We start from the raw sequence: 26,181 nt of genomic DNA on the forward strand, positions 1-26,181 counted from the left end.
CCTCGTTTTCATTCGGCTTGCGCCCCAAGATCCCGCCTCTAACGTGCGTGCATGTCGGATTCGGCCACCCATGCCTTCGAGTTCAGCGGAACCGCGGATATTTCCGCATCCGACAAACTGTTGCCGTTGGTTTACGAAGAACTCCGGCGCCTGGCGGCGTTCCGCTTGAAAAACGAGATGGGCAATCAAACCCTCCAGCCGACCGCGCTGGTGCACGAGGCGTGGCTCCGTATCTCGGGGAACGAGGAGAGATCGTGGGATGACCAGATCCATTTCTTCAACGCGGCAGCCCTGGCGATGCGGCGGATCCTGGTCGAGAGGGCGAGGAGCAAGGCCCGCATCAAACGGAGACGCCCGGACGACCTGTCCTTCATGGATCAGGACTGGGTGGAGAACGACGACCACATCATCATGATCCACGAGTGCCTCACACTTCTGGAGAAAAGTGATCCGGAATCCGCGAAAGTGGTTTTGTTGAAATTCTACGGTGGATTGAGCAGCGGCGAGATCGGCCAGATCACCGGACGCAGCGTGCGTTCCGTCGAACGCCAATGGATGTTCGCGAAGGCACAGCTGTACCGCCTGATCACGAAACACCTGACGTGAGCGGCGGCATCTCCCGCACCGCACCCTCCGCAAGAAAAAAGACCTCCCGGCGGAACCGGGAGGCCTTCTGATTTTCAGCGGGCGGTTCTCCGGATCACGGGATCCGGATGCCGAGCTTGGCGAACAGTTTGGAATTGGTCGCGAGGGATTGCGGAATACGTACGGTGACCTTGTCCACTCCGGTGCCGAAGCCGTTCGCCTCCACGTTGATGACGACCCCGTTCGTACCAGCCACCGCGGTCGTCCAACCCGTCAGGTCCGAGCCATACTCCACATAGGGATTGCTGCTGGCGGATACCGAGGTGCGGCGGTAGACGAAGTCGAGATAGGCTCCGTTGACCTTCGACGTGGGCAACAACGCGCTGGAGTCGGAACCCGGTCCGGATGGATCGCCGCCGATGACGAACTCGATGCCATTCTTGATCCCATCCTGGTCGGAGTCCGCCCCCGCTCCGGCTCCGGCAATGCCGTTGCTGGCCTCGAAGCTGCCATAAGGAGTGCCCGGCAGCGTGTTGATCTGCAGGTCGATGGATTTGTTGCCGTTGTTGACGACCAGCATGGCACCAAGTCCCGCCGGGAGGGTTCCGAGGACAAACGTGCCGGTTCCGACCTTGGAGCCGTCATATTTGATCAACGGGAACTGGCCGAGCACAGGTGCCGGATTGGTGACGTTGATGGTCACGGTGCCGTTCACCGTGAGATTTCCCGCCACATTCACCGGGGCAAAGGCCGGATCCGGCGCATCGCTGACCAAGCTGATATCCAGGGTGGAGGAAGCGGAGGTACCCAAGGTGAGATGGTTCACCGACAACTGGGTGCCTGGGGAAACAAGATTCACCCCGAGCGCCGCACCGTCCGCGACGGTGAAGTTCCCCTGGCCGTAATAGTTCGCATCCACCACCAGTTTGCCCGCGTTCACGAGCGTGGCGCCGGCGTAGGTGTTGGAACCGGTCAGGGTCAGCACTCCCGCTCCTGATTTGACGAGGCCGCCACCGGTCTCGCCATCCAGCAGTTGTTGTGCGATCGTGATCGAATTGCCGTTGGTGTCGATTTTCGCCCCTCCGGCCTTCACCGTCACCGTGTCGATGCCCGTCATGAATTCGGCCGCAGCTCCGGTGCCGGCCTTGAGCAGGCCGCCGTTAAAACTGAAGCTGCTGGTACCACCCGCGTCGCTGATTTTCAGGGCGACGAGCGTTCCTCCGTCAAGATTCACCGCGGCGGTGGCTCCGCCACGGGAAAGGATGATTCCTCCCGAGCCGACGGAAGAAACCGTGCCGGTTCCCTGGATGTTCAGGGTTCCGTTTCCATTTTCCCCGACGACGATGGCACGGTCCGCTCCGGTTTGGTTGAATGTTCCTGTTCCGGAGACGGTCAGCACGCCGACACCGGCGGTTTCACGCGCGATGGCGACCCAGCCTCCGGCGTTGGTGACACCGCCGCTTTGCAGCCAGGTGCCGGTGCCGGATTTACCGATCTGGAATTCGTTTCCGCCGCCTGTCACGGTGCCGCCCGTCTGGGTGACGGTCCCCTGCTGGGTGACATCCCTTCCGACATACAAGCTCCCGGTGGTGCTGAATGAGGCGTTGTCCTTGAGGCTCAGGCTGCCGCTTCCACCGCGACCGACATCCGCATCGGCCAGGACGGTCAGACTGCCGGAGTTTTCCAGAGAGACCGAGCCGGTGGTTCCAACACTCGGAGCGATCCACAGACGGTTGTTCGAGCGATAGGTCGATGTACCTTTGATATTCAGCGTCCCGGTCGAGCCGGTGTTCTGGGCCACGTCGGTATTGTCGGAGACCATGGAGGAGGCGCCGTTGAGGGTCACCGTCGCGGTGGCTCCGGAGCTTTCACCGATCTTGCTGAATCCCGTGGTATAACTGGAGTCGTTCAGCGTGAGGACGGAGGTTCCAACGTATTCGGCCAATCCGTTGTTATAGCCGAGGGATAGATTGGCGGTGGCGACCGTCGAACTCGTGAACGTGGCGGTGGACACGTGTCCCTCCGTTCCGTTGCCACGGGCGAGCGCCAGGTAACCGGTGCTGTTCAGCGTGGTGTGGTCCAGCACCAGGTCCGCACCGGAAGTGAGCACGGTGCCTACCCATACGTCACCGGTGACGGAGTTCGTCTGGGTGCCGCCGCCGCTCAGCACCAGGCTGCCTTGTTCGACCCGGACGCCGGGGCTGAGACCACCGGCGAGAATATTCGCACCGGGGTTTGTCAGCCTGAGCGTTCCGGCGCCGGTTTTGGCCCACAGTCCCGCGGTGGCGGTGACCGTTCCACCCACCGTGAGTGAATTCGCGACCTCGATCGCGCTGTTGCTTGCCGCAATGGTGAAGCCACGGTCCGTGGTCGCCGCGGGGCCGGTGTAACTCAGCTTGCCGCCGGCCAGCACGAGGTTCGCCGGATTGACCGGAGAAGCTCCGATGCCGCTCGGGCTTCCAGCGTTCGCGATGCCGCCCACACTCAGGGTGCCGGCCTCGATGCGGGTCACGCCAGTATAGGCGTTCGGGGTGCTGATGGTCACGGTTCCGGGACCTTGCTTGAGCACGCTGGCTGTTCCATTGATGCCGCCCGCGCCGGTGATCGAATAACTGATGACGTCGTTGTTGAAAGTCACGAGCCCGGGACTCACTCCCTCCGCGGCGATGACCACATCCGGATTCGGCGGATTCTCAAAATCGACGAGCCCGCGATCCAGGAACGCCACCGGGGCGCCGGTGGTGAACGGCGCCGGGGCTCCGGTGAGGACGTCGTTCCAATTCGTATTCGCCGTATTCCAGACCCCGCCGGTGAGTTCCGAATCATCCCATTCCAGCAATTTCGCCTGGTCGATGACCAGATAGACGATGTTGGGATCCGTGGTGGTGTCCAGCTCGGCAACCACGCCCGGTGGCAGGGAGCCGAGAACGAACGTGCCCGTGCCGGACTTGGAGCCGAACTGGATCAATGGCAGTGATCCGACCTCGGGGTAGCCGTTGCTGATATTGATGGTCGTGGTCCCGTTGACGGCGAGATTTCCCACGACATTCAACGTCGCGGATCCCGGATTGCCGAAGCTCCCCAGATTCATCTCGAGCGTGGTGGCCGACGCCGACGTTCCCAACGTGAGATTGGACACGTTCAGGGACTGGCCCGCCGAGCGGCGTGTCACGCCGAGCGTCTTGCCGTTCGCCACGGTGAAAGCGCCCGCCTCCGTGTTCCGGGTTGTGACGACAAGCTTGCCATCGGTCACCTGGGTGGGACCGGTGTGGGTGCTGTCGCCTGTGAGATTCAGCGTGCCGCTGCCGAGCTTGGTGAGAGTGCCGCCGCCGCCGAAGACCTGGGAGGCCGTGGCGGTGAATCCCTGGGTGTCGATGAGCGCGCCACCGGTGACGATGTCCGCCGTGCTGATTCCGGAGACCAGCGAGTCGGTGCTTGCCGTCGCACGGAGGGTGGTGCCGTCGAAGTGGGCGGTGGAAGTCCCCGATCCGCCGATGAGGCTGGGGGTTTCAAGTGTTCCGCCGGAAAGATTGACGGTTCCGGTGCTGCCCGAGAACCCGACGACCATCTGGGAAGTGCGGAAAACCGCCGTTTCCTTCATCGTGAGCACGGCCGTGTTGTTGGCCTCCTTGCCGATGTGGGTGACCCCGCCAGTCACATCGACCAAGCCGCCCTTGAACGTGTAATCCGCCGTCGAACCGCCGTTTCCGCCACCCGCGGCGAGGATGAAGTCCCCGGTACCGCTCTTGTTGATGGTTCCGCCGGTCTGGGTGAAAGAGGCCGCGCCGCCATTGCGCCCGATGACCACCCAGTTGCCCAGGTTGAGCGTTCCTCCGCTCATCGCGTAGGTCCCGCTGGCGCCGGCTCCCGATCCAACCCAGAACTCCGCTCCATTCACCGAGATCGTCCCGTTCGTCTGATTCAGGGTGCCGTTCGCGCCGTCTCCCACGATGAAGGCTCCTCCATTGTTGGTTTTGTTGATGGTGCCTCCCTCGACATTCAGGGTCCCGGTTCCGGTCTGCCGTCCCACGCAGAACCAGCTGTTCGTGTTGATCACTCCGCTCTTCAACGTCGCGGTTCCGATGCTTCCCGCGCCGGTGCCGACCCAGAACTCGCCGTTGTTGCTGATGGTTCCGCCGTTGACGGTGACCGTGGCCTTTCCTCCGGCCTGGGCTGCCGCGAAGTTGTTGTTACTGGTGATGGTTCCGCCATTCAGGTTCACGAAGCCGTTTCCTCCGGCATCACCGACGATGAAATTGTTGGCACCGGTTTTGGTGAAAGCCCCGCCGGACATGTTGAGTGTTCCGGTGACGCCGCCGGCACCTGCGGCGCCGTTGCCGATATTGACCGTGCCATTGGGGGCCACCGTGCCGCTGTCGATGTTCAGAACCCCGGTGCTGGTATTCGTGCCGACGTGAAGCGCGCTGGTGGAGGAAAGCGTCCCCGTGGTGTGGACGTTCACCCGGCCGTTGCCGCCGCTGCCCCCGTCACCACCGCCGATGCGGAGCTCCCCCCGCACGTTCATGCTGCCGGAGCCTTGGCCGAATCCGGTGAGGGTTCCGCCGGTCGCCGCGGTGTTGGCCAGGTTGAACACGCCGGTGCCGCCGTTGTGACCGATTTTCATCCAGTTGCCGCTGCCCGTTTGTGCCGTGCCGGCGGTTTGATCCAACCGGCCATTGGTGGAGGCTCCCGCACCGATCAGGATATCCGCCGGCTGGGTCGTGATGTTCGAGGAAATGGTGGCGACCGGCGAACTGATGTTGATGGTGGCGGCCGAACCGGTGGTGCCAATGTCACCTACCCAGTTGCCGTTGTCGTTCCACTCCGTCACCACGGTGCCGGTGCCGTCCCAGACGGTTGCGAACGCCGCACCCCCGAAGCAGATGGACACGGCGGCGGAACTGGCGGCGAGGGGGAATCGGGCGGCCCGCCCGAATAAATTTGGCTTAGACTTCATGAAATGTGGGTTTGTATGGTTTTGTGGATTTTCGAATCGCGATCCTCTCAATCGGGGAATTCCGACGGACTGCGACGTCCCCTGCCGATTTCCGCCAAAAAAGATCAAAAAAGTTTCTTTTGGCAGAATCCGCCAACGATTATCCTGATGATCAGCAGGTTGGGCTTTTTGGGTTTAAAGGCATTGCGCCCCGGCCCGAACTCCGCGCAATCTCCCGCTGGCCCCGTTGCGGAAAGCCGTGGCGAAAAGAACGCCTGCGGATCCCGCAAAAAGTCCGGCCCGACATTTTCAAATCCCAACCCCCAGTGACAAAAGCCGAGTCTTCAAGAGAGGTGGAATGCGCGATTCTGGAGGTCGCGTTGTCGCTTGATGAAGAGGCGCGGAGGGAGTTTCTGACGCGAACGTTCCAGAACGACGCGGAGGGACTTTCCGAAATGAGGATTCTGGTCGACGCCACCCGTGGAGCCACGTCCTTTTTCCTCGACGCCCGCGAACGACGCGCCCGGATGGCATCGGACATCATTTCCGAAATGGCACCCTCGGACACTTCCGCCGCGTCACCATTGGATGCGTTGATCGAAGGCCCCGGAGCGAAACTCGGCCGTTACCGTCTGGTGAAACGCATCGGCGAGGGCGGCGGCGGCGTGGTCTACGAGGCGGAGCAGGAGGAACCCATCCGGCGGCGCGTGGCGATCAAGATCGTGCGGCTCGGCATGAATACCGAGAGCGTCATCGCGCGTTTCGAGATCGAGCGGCAGGCGCTCGCACTGATGGACCATCCGAACATCGCCAAGGTGCTCGATGCCGGAGCCGCCTCGTCCGGACGACCGTACTTCGTGATGGAGCTCGTTACCGGTGAGAAAATCACTTCCTACTGCGACTCGAAGAAACTGGGAACCGTGCAGCGGCTCCATCTTTTCATCAAGGTCTGCCACGCCATCCAGCACGCGCACCAGAAGGGCATCATCCACCGGGACATCAAGCCGTCGAACATCCTCGTCGCCGACCACGATGGCCTCGATGAACCGAAGGTGATTGATTTCGGCATCGCCAAGGCCATCGAGTCCCAGGCCTTCGGAGAAAAGCCGTTCACGTCGCACGATCAGTTTTTCGGCACGCCCGCCTACATGAGTCCGGAGCAGATCGATCTGGCGGGACTGGACGTGGACACCCGCAGCGACATCTACAGCCTGGGCGTGCTGCTCTACGAGCTGCTGACCTCGCGCACCCCGCTGGACGGCGACCTGCTGGCCACCCAGGGTATTTCAAAAATCCGGGACACCTTGCTCAACACCGAGATCCAACGCCCCTCCCTCATGCTCGGCGAGGTGGGCAGGGACGTTTTGCAAACCGTCGCCAAGGATCGCAAGGCGGAGCCCACACAACTGGTCAGCTTCATCCGCGGCGACCTCGACTGGATCGTGCTCAGGGCGATGGACAAGAACCGGGCGCGCCGCTACCAGACCGTCAACAGTCTCGCGCGGGACGTGCAGCGGTTCCTGGAGCACCAGCCCGTCACCGCCCGGCCACCGGGCCGGCTTTACCTTCTCGAGAAATTCATCCGCCGGAACCGCCTCGCCGTGAGTGCCGGAATCGCGCTCGCGGCCTCGCTGGTGGCGGGCCTCGTGATCTCCACCGGGCTTTACAAGCGCGAACGCCAGGCGCTCCGCGAGCAGCTCCGGCTGCGCGAGGAGGCACAAGCCGCCAGGGCCGTGGAAAGCCGCCTGCGCGAGGAGGCCGACGCGCGGGCGAACGTCGCGCGCGTGGCATTCCTCCTCGATCAGGGCCGCATCGACGAGGCCGACACATTGCGGCAGAAATACCCCTTGTCGTCCATCGAGCCATCGCTCGAAGCCGCATCCGTCTTCCGGGCTCTCGGAGACTGGAACGCCACCCACGGCCGATGGGACCAGGCGATCCAATGCTTCAAGCTGCTGATGCAGGCGAACCTGTTGGACGAACCCTCCAACGTCCTCCAGCGGTCGGACTTCCTGGCCATCAGTTCCGCGCTGCTCTACCACGAGAAGGAGGAATACCTCGCGTTCCGCAGGGAGGTGAAGGAGCGCTACCTCACCCCGCGCAATACCTTGCAAGCGGAGCATCTCCTGAAGATCTGCCTCCTCAGCCCTGCCGACCACGACCTGCTCAAGCGTCTCAGGCACACGGTGGAGGTGATGGGGGAGCCCACCCTCACTTCCCTTCCTTCCTGGTCGGGCTTCGCCCTGGGTCTCTACCACTACCGGGAAGGTGCTCACGAAGCCGCGCTGAGGGTTTGCGAAACCGGCCTGGCGGATCCCCGGATCAAGAATTCCTGCCGCGCATCCATCCTCACCCTTCTGTCCATGATCCACTCACGCATGGGAGGTGTCGCGAAGGCGGACGAGACATTGGCGGAAGCCAGAAAGCTTATCACCGAATCCGAAGGAAACGACGCGGTGCAGGGCAGCTCGGTTCCTCCCTACTGGTTCGACTGGGTCATCGCCGAGCTGCTGGTCAAGGAGGCGGAGCAGGAGATCGCCAAAAGGTGATGCGTGCACCACACAGCCGCCGGACTCAGGGCAGCTCCACCCGCGCGCGGTAGAAGGCCTTTCCCGAAGGCGGCGCGGGATCTTCCAGTACCAGGTCTCCGGGCCGGGTGAGCAGGGGAGGGGCGTCGACGGAAGACCACGAGTCAGGCAGCAGGGTGGTGGTGCGTTCGAGCAGGTAGCGCCGGCCGGGTTTCCCAGGGATGGTCATGTGGAACGGAGCACCCGCGCCCGTTGTCTCGAACGTCTTCATCACGAAACGATCGGCGGGATCGAGGGGATCGGTGTTGGCGATGAATTCGTCGCCATTGGTCACGCCGTCTCCATCCGGATCGAGAGCGTCATCCGCAGAGGCTCCATCGTCGCCGAACATCGCGGTTTTCCAATTTTCACGCAGCTCCGCATGATCGGACGCACTGCCCAGCCAGATGGAGTGCCTCCCGCCGCGCACGTTTTCAAGGACGAGCCAACCGTTCTCCACCGGAGCGGCGACGGTGGTTCCATTGACGATGAGACGCGGATCGGCCAAGCCCTTGGTGGGGACCAGCACGCGGACGAGCATGTTTCCCGGAATATCCACGGTGAGCCGGAAGGTGCCGGGCGAATTTTCCACCCGGATCCCGACGGGTCCGCGGATGGTGGGTATCACTCCGGAAGCAAGAGTCAGGCCGTTGGTTCCTTCACCGGTGCCGAGCCGTGGCTGGATCCGTGCGGTCGCGTAGCCGGGCGTGAGCGGGGCGAGACCCAGCACATAGCGCGGGATGATGTTCGCGGGAACCGCGCCCCATGCATGGTTCCAGTCCTGGTTCGGCTTGTAGTTGTTTCCCCACGCCTCCATCGCGATGGTGGAACCCTTCGCGATCATGTTCCACCAGTGGCGGTCGTAGGTGGTGGAGTTGTCCTTCATCAGTCCGATGGCGTGATCCGCCTCGCCGCCTTCGAACAAGGCTTCCAGCAGATACTGCGCGGCATAGACGCTGCACGGCATTTTCTTGGATTTCAGGAAATCGAGAACCGCCTGTTTGTCCGGCGGCTCGATCCCCATGGCGAGGGGGAAAAAATTGGCATGGGCCGAGACATGGGCGGTCGACGCGCCATCCTTGTAGCGGCTGCCGTTCCAGAACACGCTGTTGAAATTCGACGCGAGGAGATCCGCGCGCGCCGTGAACGCCGCTTGATCCGCCGTGTTTCCAAGCACCCCGGCGATGTCCGCGAGGATTCTCCAGGACTTGTGGTAGAACGCGTTCACCACCGTGTTCTCCGCCGTGAGCACGTAGCCATCCCGCTCGCCGGCCGGCCAGTCCACGATGTTGTTGTTGGAATGCGAGAGTATCCCGTCGGCGCGGACTTCCGGTTGGTATTGCGCGACGTGGCTGACAAGCTTGCCGTAGTTCACCGCCAGGGCCTCGACGTTGCCGGTGTGCATGTAGTCCGCCCAAGCCATCAGCGGAAAATGCAGTTTCCACTCGGTCGGCCAGGTCGAGTGGTCGAGCAGCCATTCATAAGAATAGCGCGCGGTGGTGAATTCGCGATCCACCGCGTAGTGGCCGAGCTGGTTGATGTAGGCGTCCGCCTCGTAAGGCAGGCGTTCGCGGTCGCCATCCACGTACACACCCGCGAAGGTGGTGGCCTTCATCGAATGGCGGCACATTTCCCAAACGGCGTCCAGCGTTGGGTCGGAAGAACCGAAGCGGGCGGCTTTTCCAGAAAACGGAACATGCAGCACCTGCTGGCGGATGTCCGCCACCGTCACCCCGGCAGGGCAGTTCGCCAGTTCGACGTAGCGGAAGGGCGTGACCACGCCCCCTGCGAAGCCGTCCACCAGGATGCCGTTGCCACTGACGTCGTTGCTGCGGATCTTGTAAACCACATCGCCGTTCCGCAGCGTGACGGTCGCCTGCGTCGTGGCCGGGTCGGTGGTGGTGCCACCGGCATCCACCACCGAGTTCGCGGTGGCGTGCTCGCTGAACCTCACCGTCATCTTCCTCCCGGCGTAGGCACCGTTCAGGCGCACGGTGAGATAACCGAAGCCGTCTCTCCCGAAATCGACGAAATAATTGCCGTCTCCCTTGGCGATGCATTTGACCGGCGGCACGACGGTTCCGAACGCGGGCTGGTACCGCCCGGCCCAGTTGTAGCCCGTGCTGTCGTTCGCGGATGCCTTGTAGATGGAACGCGCGCCTGATTGGGGCGGCGTGGAGTCGATGGTGAATGTCTGGATGGCCGACCATGCGCCGCCTTTTCCCTCCGCGTCCCAAGTGCGGACACGCCACGAGTAAGTCTGGCCGGCGACGAGCTCGGGGCCGGTGTATCCGACGTCGACCGAATCACCGGAAGAAATCTTACCACTGTCCCAGATGTCACCCGTGCCCTTTCCCGCAAGCAGCGGGGTGGAGGCCACGATGATCCGGCGGGCGCTCTGGAAGTCGCCACGGCGCGAGGGCTGGTAGATCCATGCGAACTCCGGTGTCTTGTCAGGAATGGTCGTGAGGTGGGGCAGGGCAAGGAGATCCACCATCAGCCCGGCCGGCCGGCCCGGATCCACCTCCGCTCCCGGATGGGAGAGAGGATCGTTGGGATCGGTCCCGGCACCTTGCTCGGCCGCATTGGAGGCACCATCTTCGTCCGGATCATTTCCCGCGACCTGCGCGAGACTGGCGAAATGTTTTCTCTCCCAATCATCCGTGAGCCCGTCCGTGTCGCCGTCGCCCGGTACGGATCCGGCGTTGTCCGGTGCGGTTCCGGCGGCATATTCCTCGAAGTTCGAGGCCCCGTCTCCGTCGAAATCATCACCGGGGCGCACCTCCTGAAGCACGGTGATGGAGTCCGTGGCACTCGCATTGATGATCCCCAGCTCCCACTCGTCGGGAAGTCCGTCCTGATCGACATCCCCCGGGTCATTGAAGACCGCCGGGTTGGTGCCGAGGGCTTCCTCCTGCCCGTTGGTGAAGCCATCCTCATCAGGATCGTCATCCCCGTCATGGGTGGAGATGGACGGGAAATAAGTCTTTTCCCAAACGTCCGCCAGTCCGTCTCCATCAAGATCGTCCGGGTCGTTCATCACGAGCGGATCCGTGCCGAGCTGATATTCCTGTAGATTCGTCAGGCCGTCCTTGTCGTAATCCTCTCCGGGCAACACGTCACCAATGGAGGTGATCCCGTCTCCGGCATCCGCACTGACAATGCGCTGCTCCCAGTAATCCGGAAGACCGTCATGGTCGTCATCGCTCGGCACGCTGAAAATGAACTGCCCCGCGGTGCGGGCGACACGGCTGACGCGAGCTTCATCGATGAGTCCGGGAAATCCTTCGTTGAGGGTGGAACGGCCTTCATTCCCGAGCACCAGTTGGGTGACCACGGATGGCGTGATCGCCGTTCCGGTCCAACTGGAAAGCACGCTTGCCTGGGTGACGGAATCGCCGACCTCCGTCCAATAGAACGTGAACAATCCCGATCCCGCCGCTTGACCGGCCTCGGTATAGGCGAGCGCCACGTGGTACCAAGCGCCGGACTTGATCGTGGGCAGGGTGACAACCTCGTTTCCTCCGCCGAAATCAAGGCCGTTGTATTCGAGCTGTTCCGAAGCGGTGATGCGGAACTGGAACCCGCGCTGGCCGGTCGCGGAGGAATCACCGGACCAGATCTCGGCGTGATTGGTGAAATCCGCGGTCGACGGCTTGACCAGGGCTTCCAATGTGAAGGCGCGGTTTGTCCCCACCAGCGTGCCGAAACCGAACCGATCCGCGCCGCCGGTGCTGAAGCCGCCGTTCTTGTCGAAGTCGATCCCGATGCCACGGGTGTTCGTCAATAACGCGCTTCCACCGAACAAGCCGGCGGCGCCGTTGAAAACATCCGTCACGGTGGCGGCGTTCGCATCCACGGTGATGCCCGCATGTCCGGCAGAGCCGGTGTTTTTCGCGGAAAAAGACCCCGCCGCCTCATCCAGATGGAAAAGATGGACCGTGTCACCGTCCGCCTGATAGGGGCCGGACACATAGCCATGGGCACAGGTGACACCCAGCGCGATGGAGAGAAAAAAGAAAGGGGTGGGGGAGCCGTCGCAAATTTTCAAGGTCACTTCAGATTCGGTTTGGGATGATTGGTCCGGGCCATTTGGCAGCGTGTGCGCGGGGAAGCATCCGCGGCGGGCGCATGGGCTTGCCATCGCGGTTTCAAGCTCCACACGCGTCCAACGCACGATACAAGCGCATGACCGCCGGAAGACCGGAGAAGTCCGCCACTTTTGAGAAAAGGGCCGGAGGAACCCAATCCCTCCGGCCCCGTTGTTCTCCCTGAACCCATCAGGGAGTTACCAATTCTACCCGGTAAAACGCTTTTTTGCCGACAGGGACCGGCGTGGAGTCGGTGTGGCTGGTCGAGGTGGCGGCCCCGGATGCCGCGGGCAGTGCGGGAGCGATCTTCAACCAGCTTGCCAGGTCATCGCTGCGCCAGACATTGAAGCTCGTTCCTGGCAGGCTGGGCCAGGTGATGGTGAATCCATCGTCCGGGTTGGCATCGTTCGTCCGCGCGGCGAATCTCGAACTGCCGCTGTTCGGAATCAGGCCCAGGCGGTATTCCACCAGATTGCTTGTTCCGTCGCTGTCGAAGTCGCCGCCCGCTGTTTGGCCCAGGCCGCCGAAATACGTCGTTTCCCAAGCATCCGGCAAGCCGTCGCTGTCCGAGTCACCGGCGGATTTGAAAAGGAACTGCGCCGGTGTGCGGGCGACGTCGCTGATGCGGATCTCATCGATGACACCCGCGAAGCCGTCCGTGCTGCCAGCCCCGGAGGTGCCGTCGCGGCCCTCGTTGCCAATGGTGAAATCCGGCGTGCTCGTGATGAGGTCGTGGGTCATTTGTCCCGAGAACAACTCGTGGGCGGCGGTGCGGGACGGATCGAGCAACGTCCAGTAGAGCTTCAGGTTGTCCGGCGTGGCCTCGCTGCCGTTGTAGGTGACGGCCACATGATACCAGCTGCCTTGCACGATGGCATTCGGGTCGCCGCTCGTGGGGATGGGGGCGGAAAGCGCCTGGGTGATGCCACCGCCGCTGATGTTGATGATTTCCAACCGCGGGGTGGTGCCACCCGCGTTGCCGGGACCATTGACGGGGACGAGACGGAACTGCCAGACCCGGGTGGGAATCGCATCCGATTCACCGGTCACGATCTGCATTGCTGTCGCCGAGGCCACGGCGGGATCAAAGTCGATCCTCACGATGCCCTCGAACGTGAACGCACCGTCAGCTCCTGCATAGGTCATCGTGGTGTCGTCGCCGGTGCCGACCACCAACGGCTTGGCGGAAAGTACGGCCCCCGTGAGCGTGCCACGACCGGCGGACGTGTTGAGCCCCGTCGCGAAGCCCGCGAGGGAGGGCTGCCAAAGCCGTCCGTTGACCGTGAGCGCGGTCATGGTGATGGGGTTGCTGCCTGCGTCGGAGGCCGGTTGGTCCACCTCGTCGAGGTGCCAGAGGTGCAGCGTGTGGCTGTCGGCGGTGTAGGGCTGGAACGCCTCGGAAACGTCCGGAGTTCCGTCGCCATCGATGTCGGTCAGCACGGATGTCGCCAGGGTGGGGTCTGAACCGGCGTTCTGCTCCTGCAGGTTCGTGCCGCTGTCGCCATCGGGGTTTCCAGAGGCCACTTCGTCGAGATCGCCGAAATAAAACATCTCCCACGAATCGATGAGACCGTCCGCGTCCAGGTCGGACGGCTTTTCGGAGGTGGTCGGATTCGTGCCGGCGGTTTCCTCCTGGTCATTGGTATAGCTATCCGCATCCGGATCGCCTTCGCCGGTTTGTTTCGCGAGAAGCGTCGCCCGGCTGTCCCCGTTTACAAAAAAGTAATGGGCTTCCCAGCCGTCGTTGAGGCCGTCGGCATCGCTGTCCGGCGATGAAAATTGTTCGGCCGGATTTGTTCCCAACGCGTATTCCTCCGAGTTCGTGTAGAGGTCGGCATCCGGATCCGCGGCGGCGGTGGCGCTGAGATCTGAGAAGAAGCGATACTCCCAACCGTCATTGAGGGTGTCCGCATCCGTATCCGGAAAGCTCGTGTTGCTGTTCGGGTTCGTACCCGCTGTTTCCTCGTCTTCGTTGGTGTTGAAGTCGTTGTCGGTATCTTCCGAGCCGGTCTTGTTCAGGTTTCCGAAATTCGCGATTTCCCATGAATCCGCCAGCTCGTCGCCATCGACATCGCCGGGAACCGAGAAGGAGTCGTTCGCGTTGGAACCTGCGTTGTATTCCGCCAGATTGTTGAAGGTATCCCCGTCGGTGTCATCCGTCGCGGTTTTTGAAAGATCACCGAAAATCGAGATCTCCCAACCGTCCGGCAGTCCGTCGCCGTCCGTGTCGCCGCCATCGTAGAAAATGAACTGGGCCGGGGTCCGGGCGACCTTGCTGATGCGCACTTCGTCGAGGTAGCCACCGAGCGGTTCACCACCGAGACCACCGGTGGCACGGCCCTCGTTGCCGAGGACCAGGATCGCGTTGTCGGCAAGCTCGACGGTTTCCACCGTATTCGTGCCGATCTCATGCGCCGCGGTGACCGATTGGTCGACCTTGGTCCAGTAGAACCGTAGCTTGGTCCCGTCGTAGGTAAGGGCCACATGGAACCACTGGTTCGGGGCGAAAGCATGGGTCCCTGTCGTGGGGATCGGCACGACGGCTGCGGCGGGAGTGGTGCCGATGGCGTTGAACTCAAGGTTTCCCGTAGCGTTGATGCGGAATTGGAAACCCCGATCCGCGGCGGCACCGTTGCTGTCAGTGCAGATGATCTCGCGATTTCCGGCGGTGATGGAAGGCACGTTGATCATCGCCTCCAGCGTGAACGCGTTCCCCACTCCATAAATGGTCGAGTGGTCGGTCATCTCGTCCAGGCCGACGGGATCCGCGTCTCCCGGCCGGAATGCACCATTTCCATCGGCGTCCACACCGAGGCAGGCGTCGCCGGAAACGAACGCGGCCTCGCCGAAGCCGGTGTATCCGGGATAGCCGAGCACGCTGGTGATCAGCGCCTGGTCGACGGCATCCCCGGCATAGGGGTTCCCATCCACCGAGAGCGCGGCGCGACCGGTGGAGCCTGCGTTCGCTGCGGAGCTGCCCCCGGCAGCCTCGTTGAAGTGATAGAGGTAGCTGGTATCCGCGTCCGGTGAGGAATAGGGAGCGAGTTCCGCCCGGACGGAAGGGAGAAGCAAGCCGGACGTGAGAGCCACGGCGAGGAAGGGGTTCTTTCTGAGGTGCATTGCTTTGGATTTTTAAGTGATGGGTTGGATTCGTCTCCGACCTTTGGGGAGGTCACGGGTTTCGCCGGATGAAAATCAGGGCAAACTAGTGGCGTAATCTCGCGGGATTCAATGAGATGCGGCGCGTTCACACCAAAAGGGGATGACGCCCATCCCACATTCGTGTGAGCCGCCAACTGCCGCCTTGCATCATCCCGACATTTCCGTCCTAAGAAGTCCGGCTGCCAGAAGATGAGAAAACCCGACCCATCACATCATCCAGTGCGATGGATCGCATCCGTTTTCCCGCTGCTGTTCATCGGGCATCTCGCGGCGGAAAATGTCCGGCCTTATGCGGCGGACGAGTTCACCCTGCATCTCTGGCATCTCGACGAGGCGGCCCCCCCGTTCAAGGACTCGTCGAAAACCGGGAACTCCCTGCACGGGATGCACAACGGAGCCGCCACGCTGCAACCCGGCTTGCCCGGTATGGGCGGCTCGATCTCCTTCCACCATCACACCGCGGGCACTCCGGGCGAGCCATCTCTGGCCGGAGCCATCATCACGGCCGCTCCCGCCCTCGCCAGTGGAAAGGAGGACAACGCGCCCAAAAATTTCCAGTTCCAGGGCGCGAACGGGGCGTTCACCTATGAGGCGCTGTTGAAATTCGACCAACTGCCTTCCGAGACAGCGTCGATCGCGTTGGGAATCCTGACCATGGACGGCGAGCTGGATGACCGGATGTTCAGCTTCCGCATCGAGCGCGAGGGGTTCCTGTCATTTGTCCCGCTCAACCACAGCGACGCGGTGGGCGGGGCGATCGCTTCGATCCCCACCCAAGGACCGGACGCGATCAATACAAAAGACTGGTTCCACGTGGCGGTTTCCTACGACGGACGTCCCGGAATCCCCGGAGCGCTCCAGCTTTACTGGACCCGGCTGGACCAGCGCCGCGAGTCCGCCAACCGCATCGGGGTCGGGACGCTCTCGCAGAATCTCGCCACGACGGTGGGCGACTTCGCCATCGGCAACGAGGCCCGCAGCGCGGTCCCGATGAACGCGGAGGCGGAACCTTTCCCCGGCTTGATCGACGAGGTGCGCATGAGTTCGGTCGCAAGGCATCCGACGGATTTCTGCTTCGTTCCTCCCGCTTCGAGGAAGACTTCGGACTACAACCCGCAGGAACCGGGACACCGCGACGGCGGCGCGCCGTTCCAACTGCATCTCACCGGGATCAGCGTGGATGGGGAACGGGCGACCACCATGCCACGGAACGGGACTCCACTGAGTCTGAAGCCTGGATTGCACCGGCTTGATTTCGACATCGCCACGGGGACGAGTTCTTTTGGAAACCCGCTTCAACTGCGGTGCCAGTTGGAGGGATTCGACGAGCATTGGCAGCAGAGCGTGCTCGGCATGAGTCTGACATTCGAGTTTCTCGACGCCCAGTCGAAGCCGGTTTCCCAAGCCGAATTCAACATGACCGGGAGAAGTTCCGGCTGGGGGGCGGGATTCATCGATTCCACGCTCACCCCACGGCGCGAGCCGCTCTACGCCCCGGAAAACGCCCGTTTCCTCCGCGTCACCCTGAGTTCCGGAGCCCCGGACACCAGCGGCAGCCTCGGCATCGACGATCTGAATCTGTTCCTCCCCGAACAACCCGCCATTCCGCTCTGGTCGAACGGGACCTTCGAACAGGGAACCGGTCCGCTTTTCCCGATGCGCGCGCCGAAGGGCTGGAAACGGGAAGGTGCGGAACCCGCCATCGCGCTGACCACCCGTCCTCAGGAATCCGCCATCCTGAGCCTGATCGACGGCGACCAGTCCATGGGCGGCAAGTGGACCGCCACCCAGCCGCTCGACGCCGCCAAGGTCGCCGGACGCACCTTGATCGTCACCTGGCGCGAAGCCTACAACGTGATCACCGGAAACCAGCAGCGCGCCACCTTCCTGAACGTCCCGACGGGCGATTACGTTTTCCGGGCCATCGGCATGACGGAGGAACCGCATCCGGAAACGGCGGGACTTTCCGCCAGGATCCTGGTGCGCCCTCATTTCTGGCAGCGCGAATGGTTCCTCCCCGTCGCGACCGCCTGTGTCATCTCGCTCATCGCCGCCGGGGTGATCCGCCAGCGGAACCAGCGAAACCGGCGGCGGCTGCGCGAGCTTTCCTTCCTCACCGCGCTCGAGCGAGACCGTACCCGCATCGCGCGCGACATGCACGACGACCTCGGCACACGCGTTACGGTTTTGAATGTCGCCGCTTCGCTCGCCAACAGGGCGATCGACCACGACCCGGACGACGCCCGCAAGCAACTCGACAAGATGTCCGGTGCCGCCCGCGAACTCGTCGTCGCCATGGACGAACTCGTCTGGGCGGTGGACCCCTCGCACGACAATCTGGACGAACTGGCGTCCCGTCTCACCAGTCACGCCGAGGAGCTTTTTTCGGAAAGCGGCATCCGTTGTCGTTTTGAAATCCCCTCCTCGCTTCCCTCCCACCCCATCAGTTCGGACTTCCGGCACCACATCTCGATGGCCGTCCGCGAGGCCCTGCACAACATCCTCAAGCACGCCGGTCCCTGTGAGGTAACCCTTGCGGTGAGCTTCGGGAACAAGACCCTCGGCATCGACATCCGCGACAACGGGCAGGGGTTCGCCACCGGTTCCCTGGTGAAAGGCCACGGTCTCGGAAACCTGAAGGCCCGTCTGGCCGACATCGGCGGCACCTGTGAAATCTCATCCTCGCCCGGCGGCGGCACCTGTGTCAGCCTGCGGTGCCCGCTGGCGAAAACCCACGAACCAAGGCTGCCATGATCGAAAATCCAGTGACCATCGCCGTTGTCGAGGACGACGACACCTTGCGTGACAGCTTGGTTGAAATCATCGTCTCCTCTCCGCGCTGGAAATTCATCGCCGCGTTCCCGGACGGTGAGTCCGCGCTCGAGACGCTTTCCAACTCGCCCACACAGGTCGTGCTGATGGACATCCAGCTTCCGGGCATGTCCGGCATCGAGTGCGTGGAGCAGCTCACCGCCCGCCAGCCGGACATCCAGGTGCTGATGGTGACGGTTTACGACAACAACGACCGTATCTACGCCGCGCTCGCCGCCGGGGCATCCGGCTACCTTCTCAAACGCGACATCCCCACCAGACTGCTGGAAGCGCTGGAAGACCTGCTCGAAGGCGGCTCGCCCATGTCCAGCGCCATCGCCCGCAAGGTGGTGAAGCATTTCAAAAAGGAAGCCCCGCAGAAAAACGACAACCTGAACCTCACCCCCCGGGAAACGGAGATCCTCGACCTTTTGGCGAAGGGTTCCCTCTACAAGGAGATCGCGTGGGATCTGGGAATCGGTGTCGAAACCGTGCGCACCCACCTGCACCACATCTACACCAAGCTCCACGTCCGCACGCGCACCGAAGCCGTGGTGAAATACCTGGGACGCGGCCAGGCGTGAGATCGAAACATTCCGCAGAATGAAGGGTTTACGGCGGCGCGGGCCACGTTTTCTTGAAACCGGGTCCTCAACCCACCAAGAAAAGACCGTGAAATCCCTGATCGCCCTCACCTGCCTGCTGCTCACCCCGCTGATCGCGGCGGTGAAGCCGAACGTCATCGTCATCATCGCGGACGACTGTACCTACAGCGACCTCGCGATCCATGGCGGGCAGAATGCCAAAACCCCGAACATCGATTCACTCGCAAAGCAGGGAACCATCTTCGACCGCGCCTACCTCGGCATGGCGATGTGCGCGCCCTCCCGCTCGGAACTCTACACCGGCCGCCTGCCGCTGCGGAACGGCTGCGCGTGGAACCAGGGCACCAGCCGGCCCGGCACCAAAAGCATGCCACACCTCCTTGGAGATCTCGGCTACCGCGTCGGCCTCGCAGGGAAATCCCATGTCCAGCCCGCCTCGGTCTACCCGTTTGAAAATGTCCCGGGCTATGATGAGAACTGTGTCAACAACCCCACGCGCCCGAACGACACCGCGGGCGTGAAAAACTTCATCACCCGTGACGACGCGCAACCATTCTGCCTCGTCGTCGCACTGACAGAACCCCATGCGCCATGGGTGATGGGCGACGCCTCGGCCTACCCGCCGAAGTCACTTAAACTGCCTGCCAATTTCGCCGACACCCCGATGACCCGGCAAAGCTTCTCCCGCTACCTCGCCGAAGTCACCTACATGGACAACCAGGTGGGTGAGCTGCTCGCCCTGCTGGAAACCACCAAAAAAGCCTCCGACACGCTCGTGCTTTTCACCAGCGAACAAGGCGCGCAGTTCCCCGGCAACAAGTGGACGAACTGGGACACCGGCCTCCACACCTCGCTGGTCGCCCGCTGGCCCGGCGTGGTACCGGCCGGACGCCGCACCCCCGCGCTGGTCCAGTATGCCGACGTCCTTCCCACACTCATGGATCTCGCCGGAGGAAAACCGGACGCCTCCGCTTTCGACGGCGCCAGCTTCGCTCCCGTCCTGCGGGGAGAGGGCGACCGGCACCGGGAATTCGTTTACGGCATGCACAACAATTACCCGGAAGGTCCGCCCTATCCCATCCGCTCCATCAGCAATGGTGATTGGCGTTACATCCGGAACCTTTCCCCGGAAAAACTCTACATCGAGAAACACATGATGGGGCGCGACGAGCACAACCCCTACTGGAGCACGTGGATGTTCCGCTCCACGGAGGACGCCCACGCGCTGCACATGGTCCAGCGCTACATGCACCGGCCTGCGGAAGAACTCTATCACACCGCGGAAGACCGCTTTGAAATGACCAACCTTGCCACGGATCCCGCGCACGCGGAAACCAAGGCCCGCCTCGCCGCCGCGCTCGACCGCAGCCTCACCGACCAGCTCGACCCCGGCGTCCCTCTCGACACCCCCTCCGCCTTCGAGGCTTCGCAAAAGCAGAAGCCGGTGTTCCCGGGGAAACCGTGAGGGCGTGACGCCCGTTGGAGGTCCCGGGAAACCGGGCCGGGACTACAGCCCCAGCCACTCCGCCTTCAGCGCCTCCGCGCGTTCGAGCGCGGATTCGGTGGTGGCTCCGAGGATGTTCGCGTGTCCCATTTTCCGGCGGCCCCTGGCGTGGCGCTTGCCGTAGAGGTGGAGGCTGGCTTCGCCGTCGGCGAAGAGAGGGTGCCAATCCGGCGGGGTCGTTTCCTCCGGCCACATGTCGCCGAGCAGGTTCAGCATGACCACGGGCGAAAGCAGGCGGGTGGAGCCGAGCGGCAGGCCGATCACGGCACGCAGCTGTTGCTCGAACTGGGAGGTGACGCAGGCGTCCAGCGTATGGTGTCCGGAATTGTGCGGGCGTGGAGCGATCTCGTTGACGAGCAGCGAACCGTCCGCTTTCAGGAAAAATTCCACGCCAAGGATGCCCCGGTAATCAAGCGCTTCCGCGACACGACGGGCGATGGCCGCAGCCTCCAGGGTCACGGCGGGCGAAACCCGGGCAGGGACGATGGAGACGTCCAGAATGTGGTGACGATGCCGGTTTTCCGCCGGGTCGTAGGTGACGGTGACACCGTCCGCCCCACGGGCGACCATGACGGAGAGTTCCTTGTCAAAGGGCACCCACGCTTCCAGCACGGCTCGCGGTGCATCGAAGGCGGCCCAGATTGTCTCCGGATCTTCGGTTCCTTCGAGCTTGAGCTGGCCCTTGCCGTCGTAACCGAAATCCGCGGTTTTCAAGACACCCGGGCCGTTGAGTTCCTTCATCGCCGCGGCGAGGTCGGCCGCGTTGGAAATGACGGCGTACCAGGTGTGGGGAATGCCGTTCTCCTTGAGGAAATTTTTCTCACGTTCGCGGTTCTGGCAGATGCAGATGGCGCGTGGCGAGGGGAAGAGTCCGGTGCATTCCGCGACTTTCTCCAGAGTGTGACACGGGATGTTTTCAAATTCGACGGTGGAGACGGTCACACGGCCGCAGAAATCCCGCAGGGCCTCTTCGTCGTCGAACGGCAGGTCGATGACCTCGTCAGCGCACTCGACGGCGGGGGCTTCCAAGCCGCCGGTCCAGATGACCGTGCGCACGCCGAGCCGCCGCGCGGCCAGAGCGATCATACGGCCGAGCTGGCCGCCACCGATGACACCGACGACACAATTTGGCGCGTGAATGGGAACAGAAGCAGACATGAAATCAGTCGATGGGATCAAGGGGAGGCAGCGCCGCGGCTTTCACCGTGGCGGTTTGGTTTTTGCGGAACTCCGCGAGCTTTTCCGCGAGTCCGGGATTTTCATTCGCGAGCATGGCCACGGCGAAAAGCGCGGCATTCGTCGAGCCGGCCTTGCCGATGGCGAAGGTGGCGGTCGGAATTCCGGCGGGCATCTGGACGATCGAAAGCAACGAGTCCACGCCTTGCAGCGCCTTGGACTCAACCGGCACGCCGAGGACCGGGAGATCGGTGATGGCGGCGGTCATGCCCGGCAGATGGGCTGCTCCGCCGGCTCCGGCGATGATGCATTTGAGACCGCGGCCACGCGCGGTTTCGGCATAGGAAACAAGCTTGTCCGGCGTGCGGTGGGCACTGACGACTTCCGCTTCCCATGCCACGCCGAAGTCACGCAGGACGCGTGCGGCGTGCTCCATCGTCGGCCAATCCGACGTGCTTCCCATGATGATCCCGACGACTGGCGCTGCGTTCATCGGCGCAGAGTGGAGGACTCGGTGCGGCGCGTCAATACGCAGGTGGAAGCAGCCGGGAATCAACGGCCGGATGTGGAAAAAGGGAAAAGTTGGGAAATTCCCCGGTGCCGAAGACAACGACAAACGTCGTCTCTTCCCGCTTGACGCTCATGACGACATTTGTCATGTCATTTCCCATGAATCCCAAGAAAGCGTCATCCCTCCCGCCATTGTCGCCTGCCGAACAGGCGTTGATGGATCTGATCTGGCGGAAGCAGCCCGTTTCCGTGGGAGACCTGCTCCGGGCGGTGAACGACGGTCGGGCGGAAGCCATCACCCGCAGCACCCTGCAAACGCAGCTTCACCGGTTGGAGACGAAAGGTTGGCTGCTGAGCGATGACGAGGGTCGCGCAAGGCTGTATCGCTCGGTGCCGTCGGAAAAAGGTGGACGCGGAAAGGTGCTGGCTGAGCTGAAACAGCGCTTTTTCGGCGGATCCGGTCTTTCGCTCGTCCGCTGTCTGGTCGAAGAGGGAGGCCTGAGCAAGGAGGAGTTCGATGAACTGAATCAACTGATCGTCAAACATCAACAAGGGAAAAAGCCATGAACCTTTCCTCCACCTACCTGCTGAATGTCGCGCTACATGCGGCGTTGCTGTCGGTTTTCACAAGCCTGCTGCTGGTATGCCTCCGCCTTCCGGAGAAGCGCGCCTTTGTGGCGATCGTGGGGCTGATGGCGGTGGGCGTCCTGCCATGGATCACCGCGCTGCGACCCGCTGCGGCGCCGCGGATCTTCCAGCCGGCGGCGGGAATTCAAGAACCACCGTCCGGGCTGGCGCTCTGGACCGTGGCCACGGTCCCGATGAAGACGACGGTGGAAGTGGAAATTCCGCCAACTTCCCAATCGGGCATCGCCCCGGCGGCGGGACGGGTTTATCCGAATTTTCCTTACCTCTTCAACACGCTCTGGGCCGTTGGGTCAGGCATCGCGCTGCTGAAACTTTGCATCGCTTGGCTGCAAGTCGTGGTTTGGAGAAAATCACTGGCGCAACCTGACGACGCCAGTTGGTCCGCTCTCCAACAACTCGTCCCCGAAGCTCCCGCTCGCGGTCGTTTCCGGATCTGCCAGGGCTGGATGAGTCCTTGCGTCACGGGTTTCTGGCGGCCCCTGATTGTCATTCCCTCGTTCCTGCTTGATGCGGGTTCCAAGAAAAAGCTGGGCTGGGCGCTCCGCCATGAGATCGGCCACTGGCGGACGGGTGATTCCCGCTGGATGTTGATTTTCAATTTCATCCGTTGCCTGAATTGGTGGAATCCTCTGGTCCATCTGCTCATTTCCCGGTGGGACGATGCCCGCGAGCAGCTCTGCGATCTTCAAGCCACAGGCCCCTCGGAGAACCGTGCGGCATACGGAGCATTCCTCATCGCCATGCCCCGTCAGGTTTCCAAACAGCCGCCACTCGCCGTCGCCATGGCGAAGAGCCGCCAAGCACGCCGGTTGAAAAGACGGCTTGTGGGTTTGTTGGAATCCGCGGGAAGCGGGAGTCCCGTCGGAAAAGGCTTCGCCAGTCTCAGCGCGGGACTGGTTGTGGTTCTGGCAGTTGCCGTCTCCGTAATGAGGATCGGCGCGGCGGAAGAAGCGGTAATCGAATCGCGGGAAGAAGAGGCGGCCCGGCCGCAGGCCATCACATTCCAGCCGGAAAAATTCCATATCGACTACTGGATGATCATTTCCAAATCAGCCTCCGGTAGAAAAAGCGGAGAGATCCTGAAGGATCACGAGATGAAGGAGTTTCTCAAAACGGCGGAGGACCAAGGCTGCATCGCCGTCCACACCACCGGCAAACTGGACCACGGGGAAAACAAGACCTTCGAAACCCGCTACGACCGGAAGATCAACCTCTGGTCCCAGAAGGATCGCCCGTCATTCGCGGATCCTATTGGAAACGGAATCCAGTACGAATCCCGTGCGATCTTTGAAAACCAACAGATCTCACTGACCACCCGGGCGACCTACCGCTTTTTTCCCGGCAGCGGATTTCCCATTTCGCTGACACCCGCCGAGCCGTTTGCCGGAGGCAGCGATTTCCTTTTCAAAAAAGCCGATGTTTCCGCCCGGCTGAATCTCGGCGAGGTGGTGTGCGTGGATTTGGGAGAAGTGGAGCCAGGGACGTTTGCCCAGGTTTTTTCAAAGGCCACACCTCTCACCGCCGAAGGTGATAGCGTTGCTGGCAGTCCCGGCCAGTTGTTCAAGAGGCCTTCCGTGGATGTGAAGGGCAGGGTGCGGATCAGTGGCACGCGCGTGAGTGTGCCGGCAGCGGATCTGAAGGCGGATCTGGCCCGGCATCCCCATTCCAAGAATTTTCCACCCGTAACCGATTCCATGAACTGGGTGATACAGCCATATCAGGAGGTTTTTGAGAATGTGCTGGGCGCGGAAATTGAGAAACTCGGGACAGTGGAGCTTCCACTCATTGAATTCCGCCAACCCTGGCTGTCGCTGCCGGGACTGAAGTTTTCGGCATATCTCTCGGAAGACCACAAGTGGATCAATCTCACGATGATCCCGGGCACCGACGTGTTGGATCAGGAAATCAAAACCCTGCCGTTCGTCCCGCCAGGAATTCCGATCTCGTTCAAACTCCGTAGCGGACCGAAAACCGAAAGCCGGGTGTTTTTCAAGATCGAAGCCGTGAAACCCTGAGGAGGAAGGGGCGGAAATCCATCCCTATCAGCGGTTGTTGCGATTTCTCCTGCCGACGACGGCGTGCACGAAGAAGCCGAGCATGACGCCTGCCGCGAGAACCGTCCAGAAACCGGTCTGGTTATAAAGGGTTTCCGGCGGATTCATTCCGAAAACGGCGACAAGCGTGGCGAGCGGCAGGAAAAAAGCCGCAAGCCGGTTCAAACGGCGCGCTTCCTCGTTCGCCACGTCCGCCGCATGGGCCTGCTGGGTGGCGGACTCGGCGACGGTGAACTCCATGCCCGCTTTCGCATCCGCCGCGACAAGCTCGATCCCGCGCTCGAGATCCGCCGCCTGGTCCCGCATGTTGATGATGCGGGTATCGTCCGGCAGGGCCTGGCGGGTCGCCTGCACCACCTCGAGCATGCTGCGGGTCGCCCGTTGCAGCGGGTGCATGCGGCGCATGATTTCGAAATACTGCCGCGCCGTTTTGGCGGCTTCCACCTCCTCGTCAAGCTGGTGGATGGCGGTGCGGTAGGAGGCGATGTGGGCTTCCAGCCCGGTCAGGCCGCCCGCCGCGGGCGCGCTTTTCCACTCGCCCGCCGGATTTCTCCAGATGACCACCGCCGTGCGGACTTCGTCGTCCTCCGCACGCGGGACTTGGTGGAGAAGCAGGAGGAGATGCCCTTCCTCGTTCATCAGACGCTGCTTGCCGACCGACTCGCCAAGACGTTTGCGGATCGAATCCGGCAGAGCCCAGGTCTTGGGAATGTAAACGGCTTTTTCCATGCCTCCAGCAGCGCATTTTTTCCGACACCGGGCAAGTTGTGTTTCTCCACGGAGGGGCTTGTCAAAGAGGCCGGGGTGGAGAAACTCACCACATCCCGCGCGACCGGCACGCCCCGCCGGCATCTGACAAATGAGCAAACCCAAAAGCACCGAGATCCAAGGAAACCGCAAGGCGGAGATCCTCGGCACCCTCGCGGGCTGGCTCATGCGTGTGTGGTCGAAGACCCTGCGTTTTGAAATCTACGACCGCTGCGGAGTCATCACCGCGCACGACCCCATCCGCCCCGTCATCTACGCCCTCTGGCACAACCGCATTTTCACCATGCCTCCGATCTGGTGGCGCACGGGTGGGAATCTCAGGAAATCCGTGGTTCTCACGAGCGCCAGCAAGGATGGTGCGATCCTGGCGAAAGCCATGTCGGTCTTCGGACTCGGTGCGGTGCGCGGTTCGTCCTCGCGCCGGGCGGTGGCGGCCTTGATCGGCATGAAGCGGTCCCTGCAGGAAGGCTATGACGTGTGCATCACTCCCGACGGCCCGCGCGGTCCGCGCTACAGCTTCCACCCGGGGATCATCAAGCTGGCGCAATCCACCGGAGCTCCCATTGTCCCGATCCACCTGAAATTCACCGAGGCCTGGCATGTGAACTCCTGGGACCGTCTCGTCATTCCCAAGCCGTTCAGCGAAGTGGACGTCACATTCGACGAACTCATCTTCATCCCCGCCAAGCTCGACGAAACGGAATTTCTCGCCCAGGTGGAACGGGTGAAAAACATCCTGCTCGCCGGAGCTGACGATCTCTGAC

Annotated in this window: 14 protein-coding genes; 8 read left to right on the plus strand and 6 right to left on the minus strand. The window is 62.5% G+C overall.

All coding sequences use genetic code 11. The features are described 5' to 3' along the window. Positions 1-51 precede the first annotated feature (51 nt). On the plus strand, positions 52-606 hold the full coding sequence (locus JIN84_RS04255; protein WP_200349763.1) for an ECF-type sigma factor: 555 nt from the start codon (positions 52-54) through the stop codon (positions 604-606). Positions 607-700: 94 nt separating this feature from the next. Here the strand turns inward: JIN84_RS04255 and JIN84_RS04260 are convergent, their stop codons facing one another. Continuing rightward, positions 701-5,542, minus strand: a complete 4,842-nt coding sequence (locus JIN84_RS04260) for a beta strand repeat-containing protein (protein WP_200349764.1) — start codon at positions 5,540-5,542, stop codon at positions 701-703. A 332-nt stretch (positions 5,543-5,874) separates the two neighbouring features. Between JIN84_RS04260 and JIN84_RS04265 the strand changes: the two genes are divergently transcribed. Next, on the plus strand, positions 5,875-8,070 hold the full coding sequence (locus JIN84_RS04265; protein ID WP_325099553.1) for a serine/threonine protein kinase: 2,196 nt from the start codon (positions 5,875-5,877) through the stop codon (positions 8,068-8,070). Between the two features lie 25 nt (positions 8,071-8,095). On the opposite strand, the gene JIN84_RS04270 is transcribed toward JIN84_RS04265, so the two are convergent. Both JIN84_RS04270 and JIN84_RS04275 read right to left on the minus strand, forming a co-directional pair. After that, positions 8,096-12,145, minus strand: a complete 4,050-nt coding sequence (locus JIN84_RS04270) for an alpha-L-rhamnosidase-related protein (protein WP_200349766.1) — start codon at positions 12,143-12,145, stop codon at positions 8,096-8,098. A gap of 223 nt (positions 12,146-12,368) precedes the next feature. Further along, positions 12,369-15,299 carry a laminin G domain-containing protein gene (locus JIN84_RS04275; protein WP_200349767.1) on the minus strand — a complete coding sequence of 977 codons (2,931 nt, stop codon included), beginning with the start codon at positions 15,297-15,299 and terminating at the stop codon, positions 12,369-12,371. Positions 15,300-15,560: 261 nt separating this feature from the next. Here JIN84_RS04275 and JIN84_RS04280 point away from each other — a divergent pair, with 261 nt between their 5' ends. The 3 genes from JIN84_RS04280 to JIN84_RS04290 all read left to right on the plus strand — a co-directional run bounded on the left by JIN84_RS04280 (position 15,561) and on the right by JIN84_RS04290 (position 20,222). After that, positions 15,561-18,095, plus strand: coding sequence for a histidine kinase (locus JIN84_RS04280; protein ID WP_200349768.1), 2,535 nt, complete (start codon positions 15,561-15,563; stop codon positions 18,093-18,095). Continuing rightward, complete coding sequence (locus JIN84_RS04285; RefSeq protein ID WP_200349769.1) at positions 18,092-18,736, plus strand: response regulator; 645 nt, start codon at positions 18,092-18,094, stop codon at positions 18,734-18,736. The genes JIN84_RS04280 and JIN84_RS04285 overlap by 4 nt, the downstream gene beginning before the upstream one ends. Before the next feature lie 88 nt (positions 18,737-18,824). Continuing rightward, positions 18,825-20,222: a sulfatase family protein gene (locus JIN84_RS04290; protein ID WP_200349770.1), complete on the plus strand. Its 1,398-nt coding sequence runs from the start codon at positions 18,825-18,827 to the stop codon at positions 20,220-20,222. Between the two features lie 42 nt (positions 20,223-20,264). Here the strand turns inward: JIN84_RS04290 and JIN84_RS04295 are convergent, their stop codons facing one another. Both JIN84_RS04295 and purE read right to left on the minus strand, forming a co-directional pair. Beyond that, positions 20,265-21,419 (minus strand): 5-(carboxyamino)imidazole ribonucleotide synthase, encoded by a 1,155-nt coding sequence (locus JIN84_RS04295; protein WP_200349771.1) that lies wholly within the window; start codon positions 21,417-21,419, stop codon positions 20,265-20,267. A 4-nt stretch (positions 21,420-21,423) separates the two neighbouring features. Beyond that, complete coding sequence (purE, locus tag JIN84_RS04300; RefSeq protein ID WP_200349772.1) at positions 21,424-21,930, minus strand: 5-(carboxyamino)imidazole ribonucleotide mutase; 507 nt, start codon at positions 21,928-21,930, stop codon at positions 21,424-21,426. A gap of 176 nt (positions 21,931-22,106) precedes the next feature. Here purE and JIN84_RS04305 point away from each other — a divergent pair, with 176 nt between their 5' ends. Both JIN84_RS04305 and JIN84_RS04310 read left to right on the plus strand, forming a co-directional pair. After that, entirely contained in the window at positions 22,107-22,514 is a 408-nt protein-coding gene (locus JIN84_RS04305) for a BlaI/MecI/CopY family transcriptional regulator (protein ID WP_200349773.1), read from the plus strand. Next, positions 22,511-24,610, plus strand: a complete 2,100-nt coding sequence (locus JIN84_RS04310; protein ID WP_200349774.1) for a M56 family metallopeptidase — start codon at positions 22,511-22,513, stop codon at positions 24,608-24,610. Before JIN84_RS04305 ends, JIN84_RS04310 begins: the two co-directional genes overlap by 4 nt. Before the next feature lie 27 nt (positions 24,611-24,637). Here JIN84_RS04310 and JIN84_RS04315 read toward each other — a convergent pair whose 3' ends face one another. Further along, positions 24,638-25,378: a CorA family divalent cation transporter gene (locus tag JIN84_RS04315; RefSeq protein WP_200349775.1), complete on the minus strand. Its 741-nt coding sequence runs from the start codon at positions 25,376-25,378 to the stop codon at positions 24,638-24,640. 130 nt (positions 25,379-25,508) lie between these two features. On the opposite strand from JIN84_RS04315, the gene JIN84_RS04320 reads away from it, so the two are divergent. Continuing rightward, complete coding sequence (locus JIN84_RS04320; RefSeq protein WP_200349776.1) at positions 25,509-26,180, plus strand: lysophospholipid acyltransferase family protein; 672 nt, start codon at positions 25,509-25,511, stop codon at positions 26,178-26,180. Position 26,181: the final 1 nt, after the last annotated feature.

The sequence above is a fragment of the Luteolibacter yonseiensis genome (genome assembly GCF_016595465.1).
In the GTDB taxonomy this organism is placed as follows: Bacteria; Verrucomicrobiota; Verrucomicrobiia; order Verrucomicrobiales; family Akkermansiaceae; genus Luteolibacter; species Luteolibacter yonseiensis.

Coding starts and splice junctions, on each gene's coding strand:
- JIN84_RS04255 (WP_200349763.1), top strand. CDS start 52: ATGTCGGATTCGGCCACCCATGCCTTCGAGTTCAGCGGAACCGCGGAT.
- JIN84_RS04260 (WP_200349764.1), bottom strand. CDS start 5,542: ATGAAGTCTAAGCCAAATTTATTCGGGCGGGCCGCCCGATTCCCCCTC.
- JIN84_RS04275 (WP_200349767.1), bottom strand. CDS start 15,299: ATGCACCTCAGAAAGAACCCCTTCCTCGCCGTGGCTCTCACGTCCGGC.
- JIN84_RS04285 (WP_200349769.1), top strand. CDS start 18,092: ATGATCGAAAATCCAGTGACCATCGCCGTTGTCGAGGACGACGACACC.
- JIN84_RS04295 (WP_200349771.1), bottom strand. CDS start 21,419: ATGTCTGCTTCTGTTCCCATTCACGCGCCAAATTGTGTCGTCGGTGTC.
- purE (WP_200349772.1), bottom strand. CDS start 21,930: ATGAACGCAGCGCCAGTCGTCGGGATCATCATGGGAAGCACGTCGGAT.
- JIN84_RS04305 (WP_200349773.1), top strand. CDS start 22,107: ATGAATCCCAAGAAAGCGTCATCCCTCCCGCCATTGTCGCCTGCCGAA.
- JIN84_RS04310 (WP_200349774.1), top strand. CDS start 22,511: ATGAACCTTTCCTCCACCTACCTGCTGAATGTCGCGCTACATGCGGCG.
- JIN84_RS04315 (WP_200349775.1), bottom strand. CDS start 25,378: ATGGAAAAAGCCGTTTACATTCCCAAGACCTGGGCTCTGCCGGATTCG.
- JIN84_RS04320 (WP_200349776.1), top strand. CDS start 25,509: ATGAGCAAACCCAAAAGCACCGAGATCCAAGGAAACCGCAAGGCGGAG.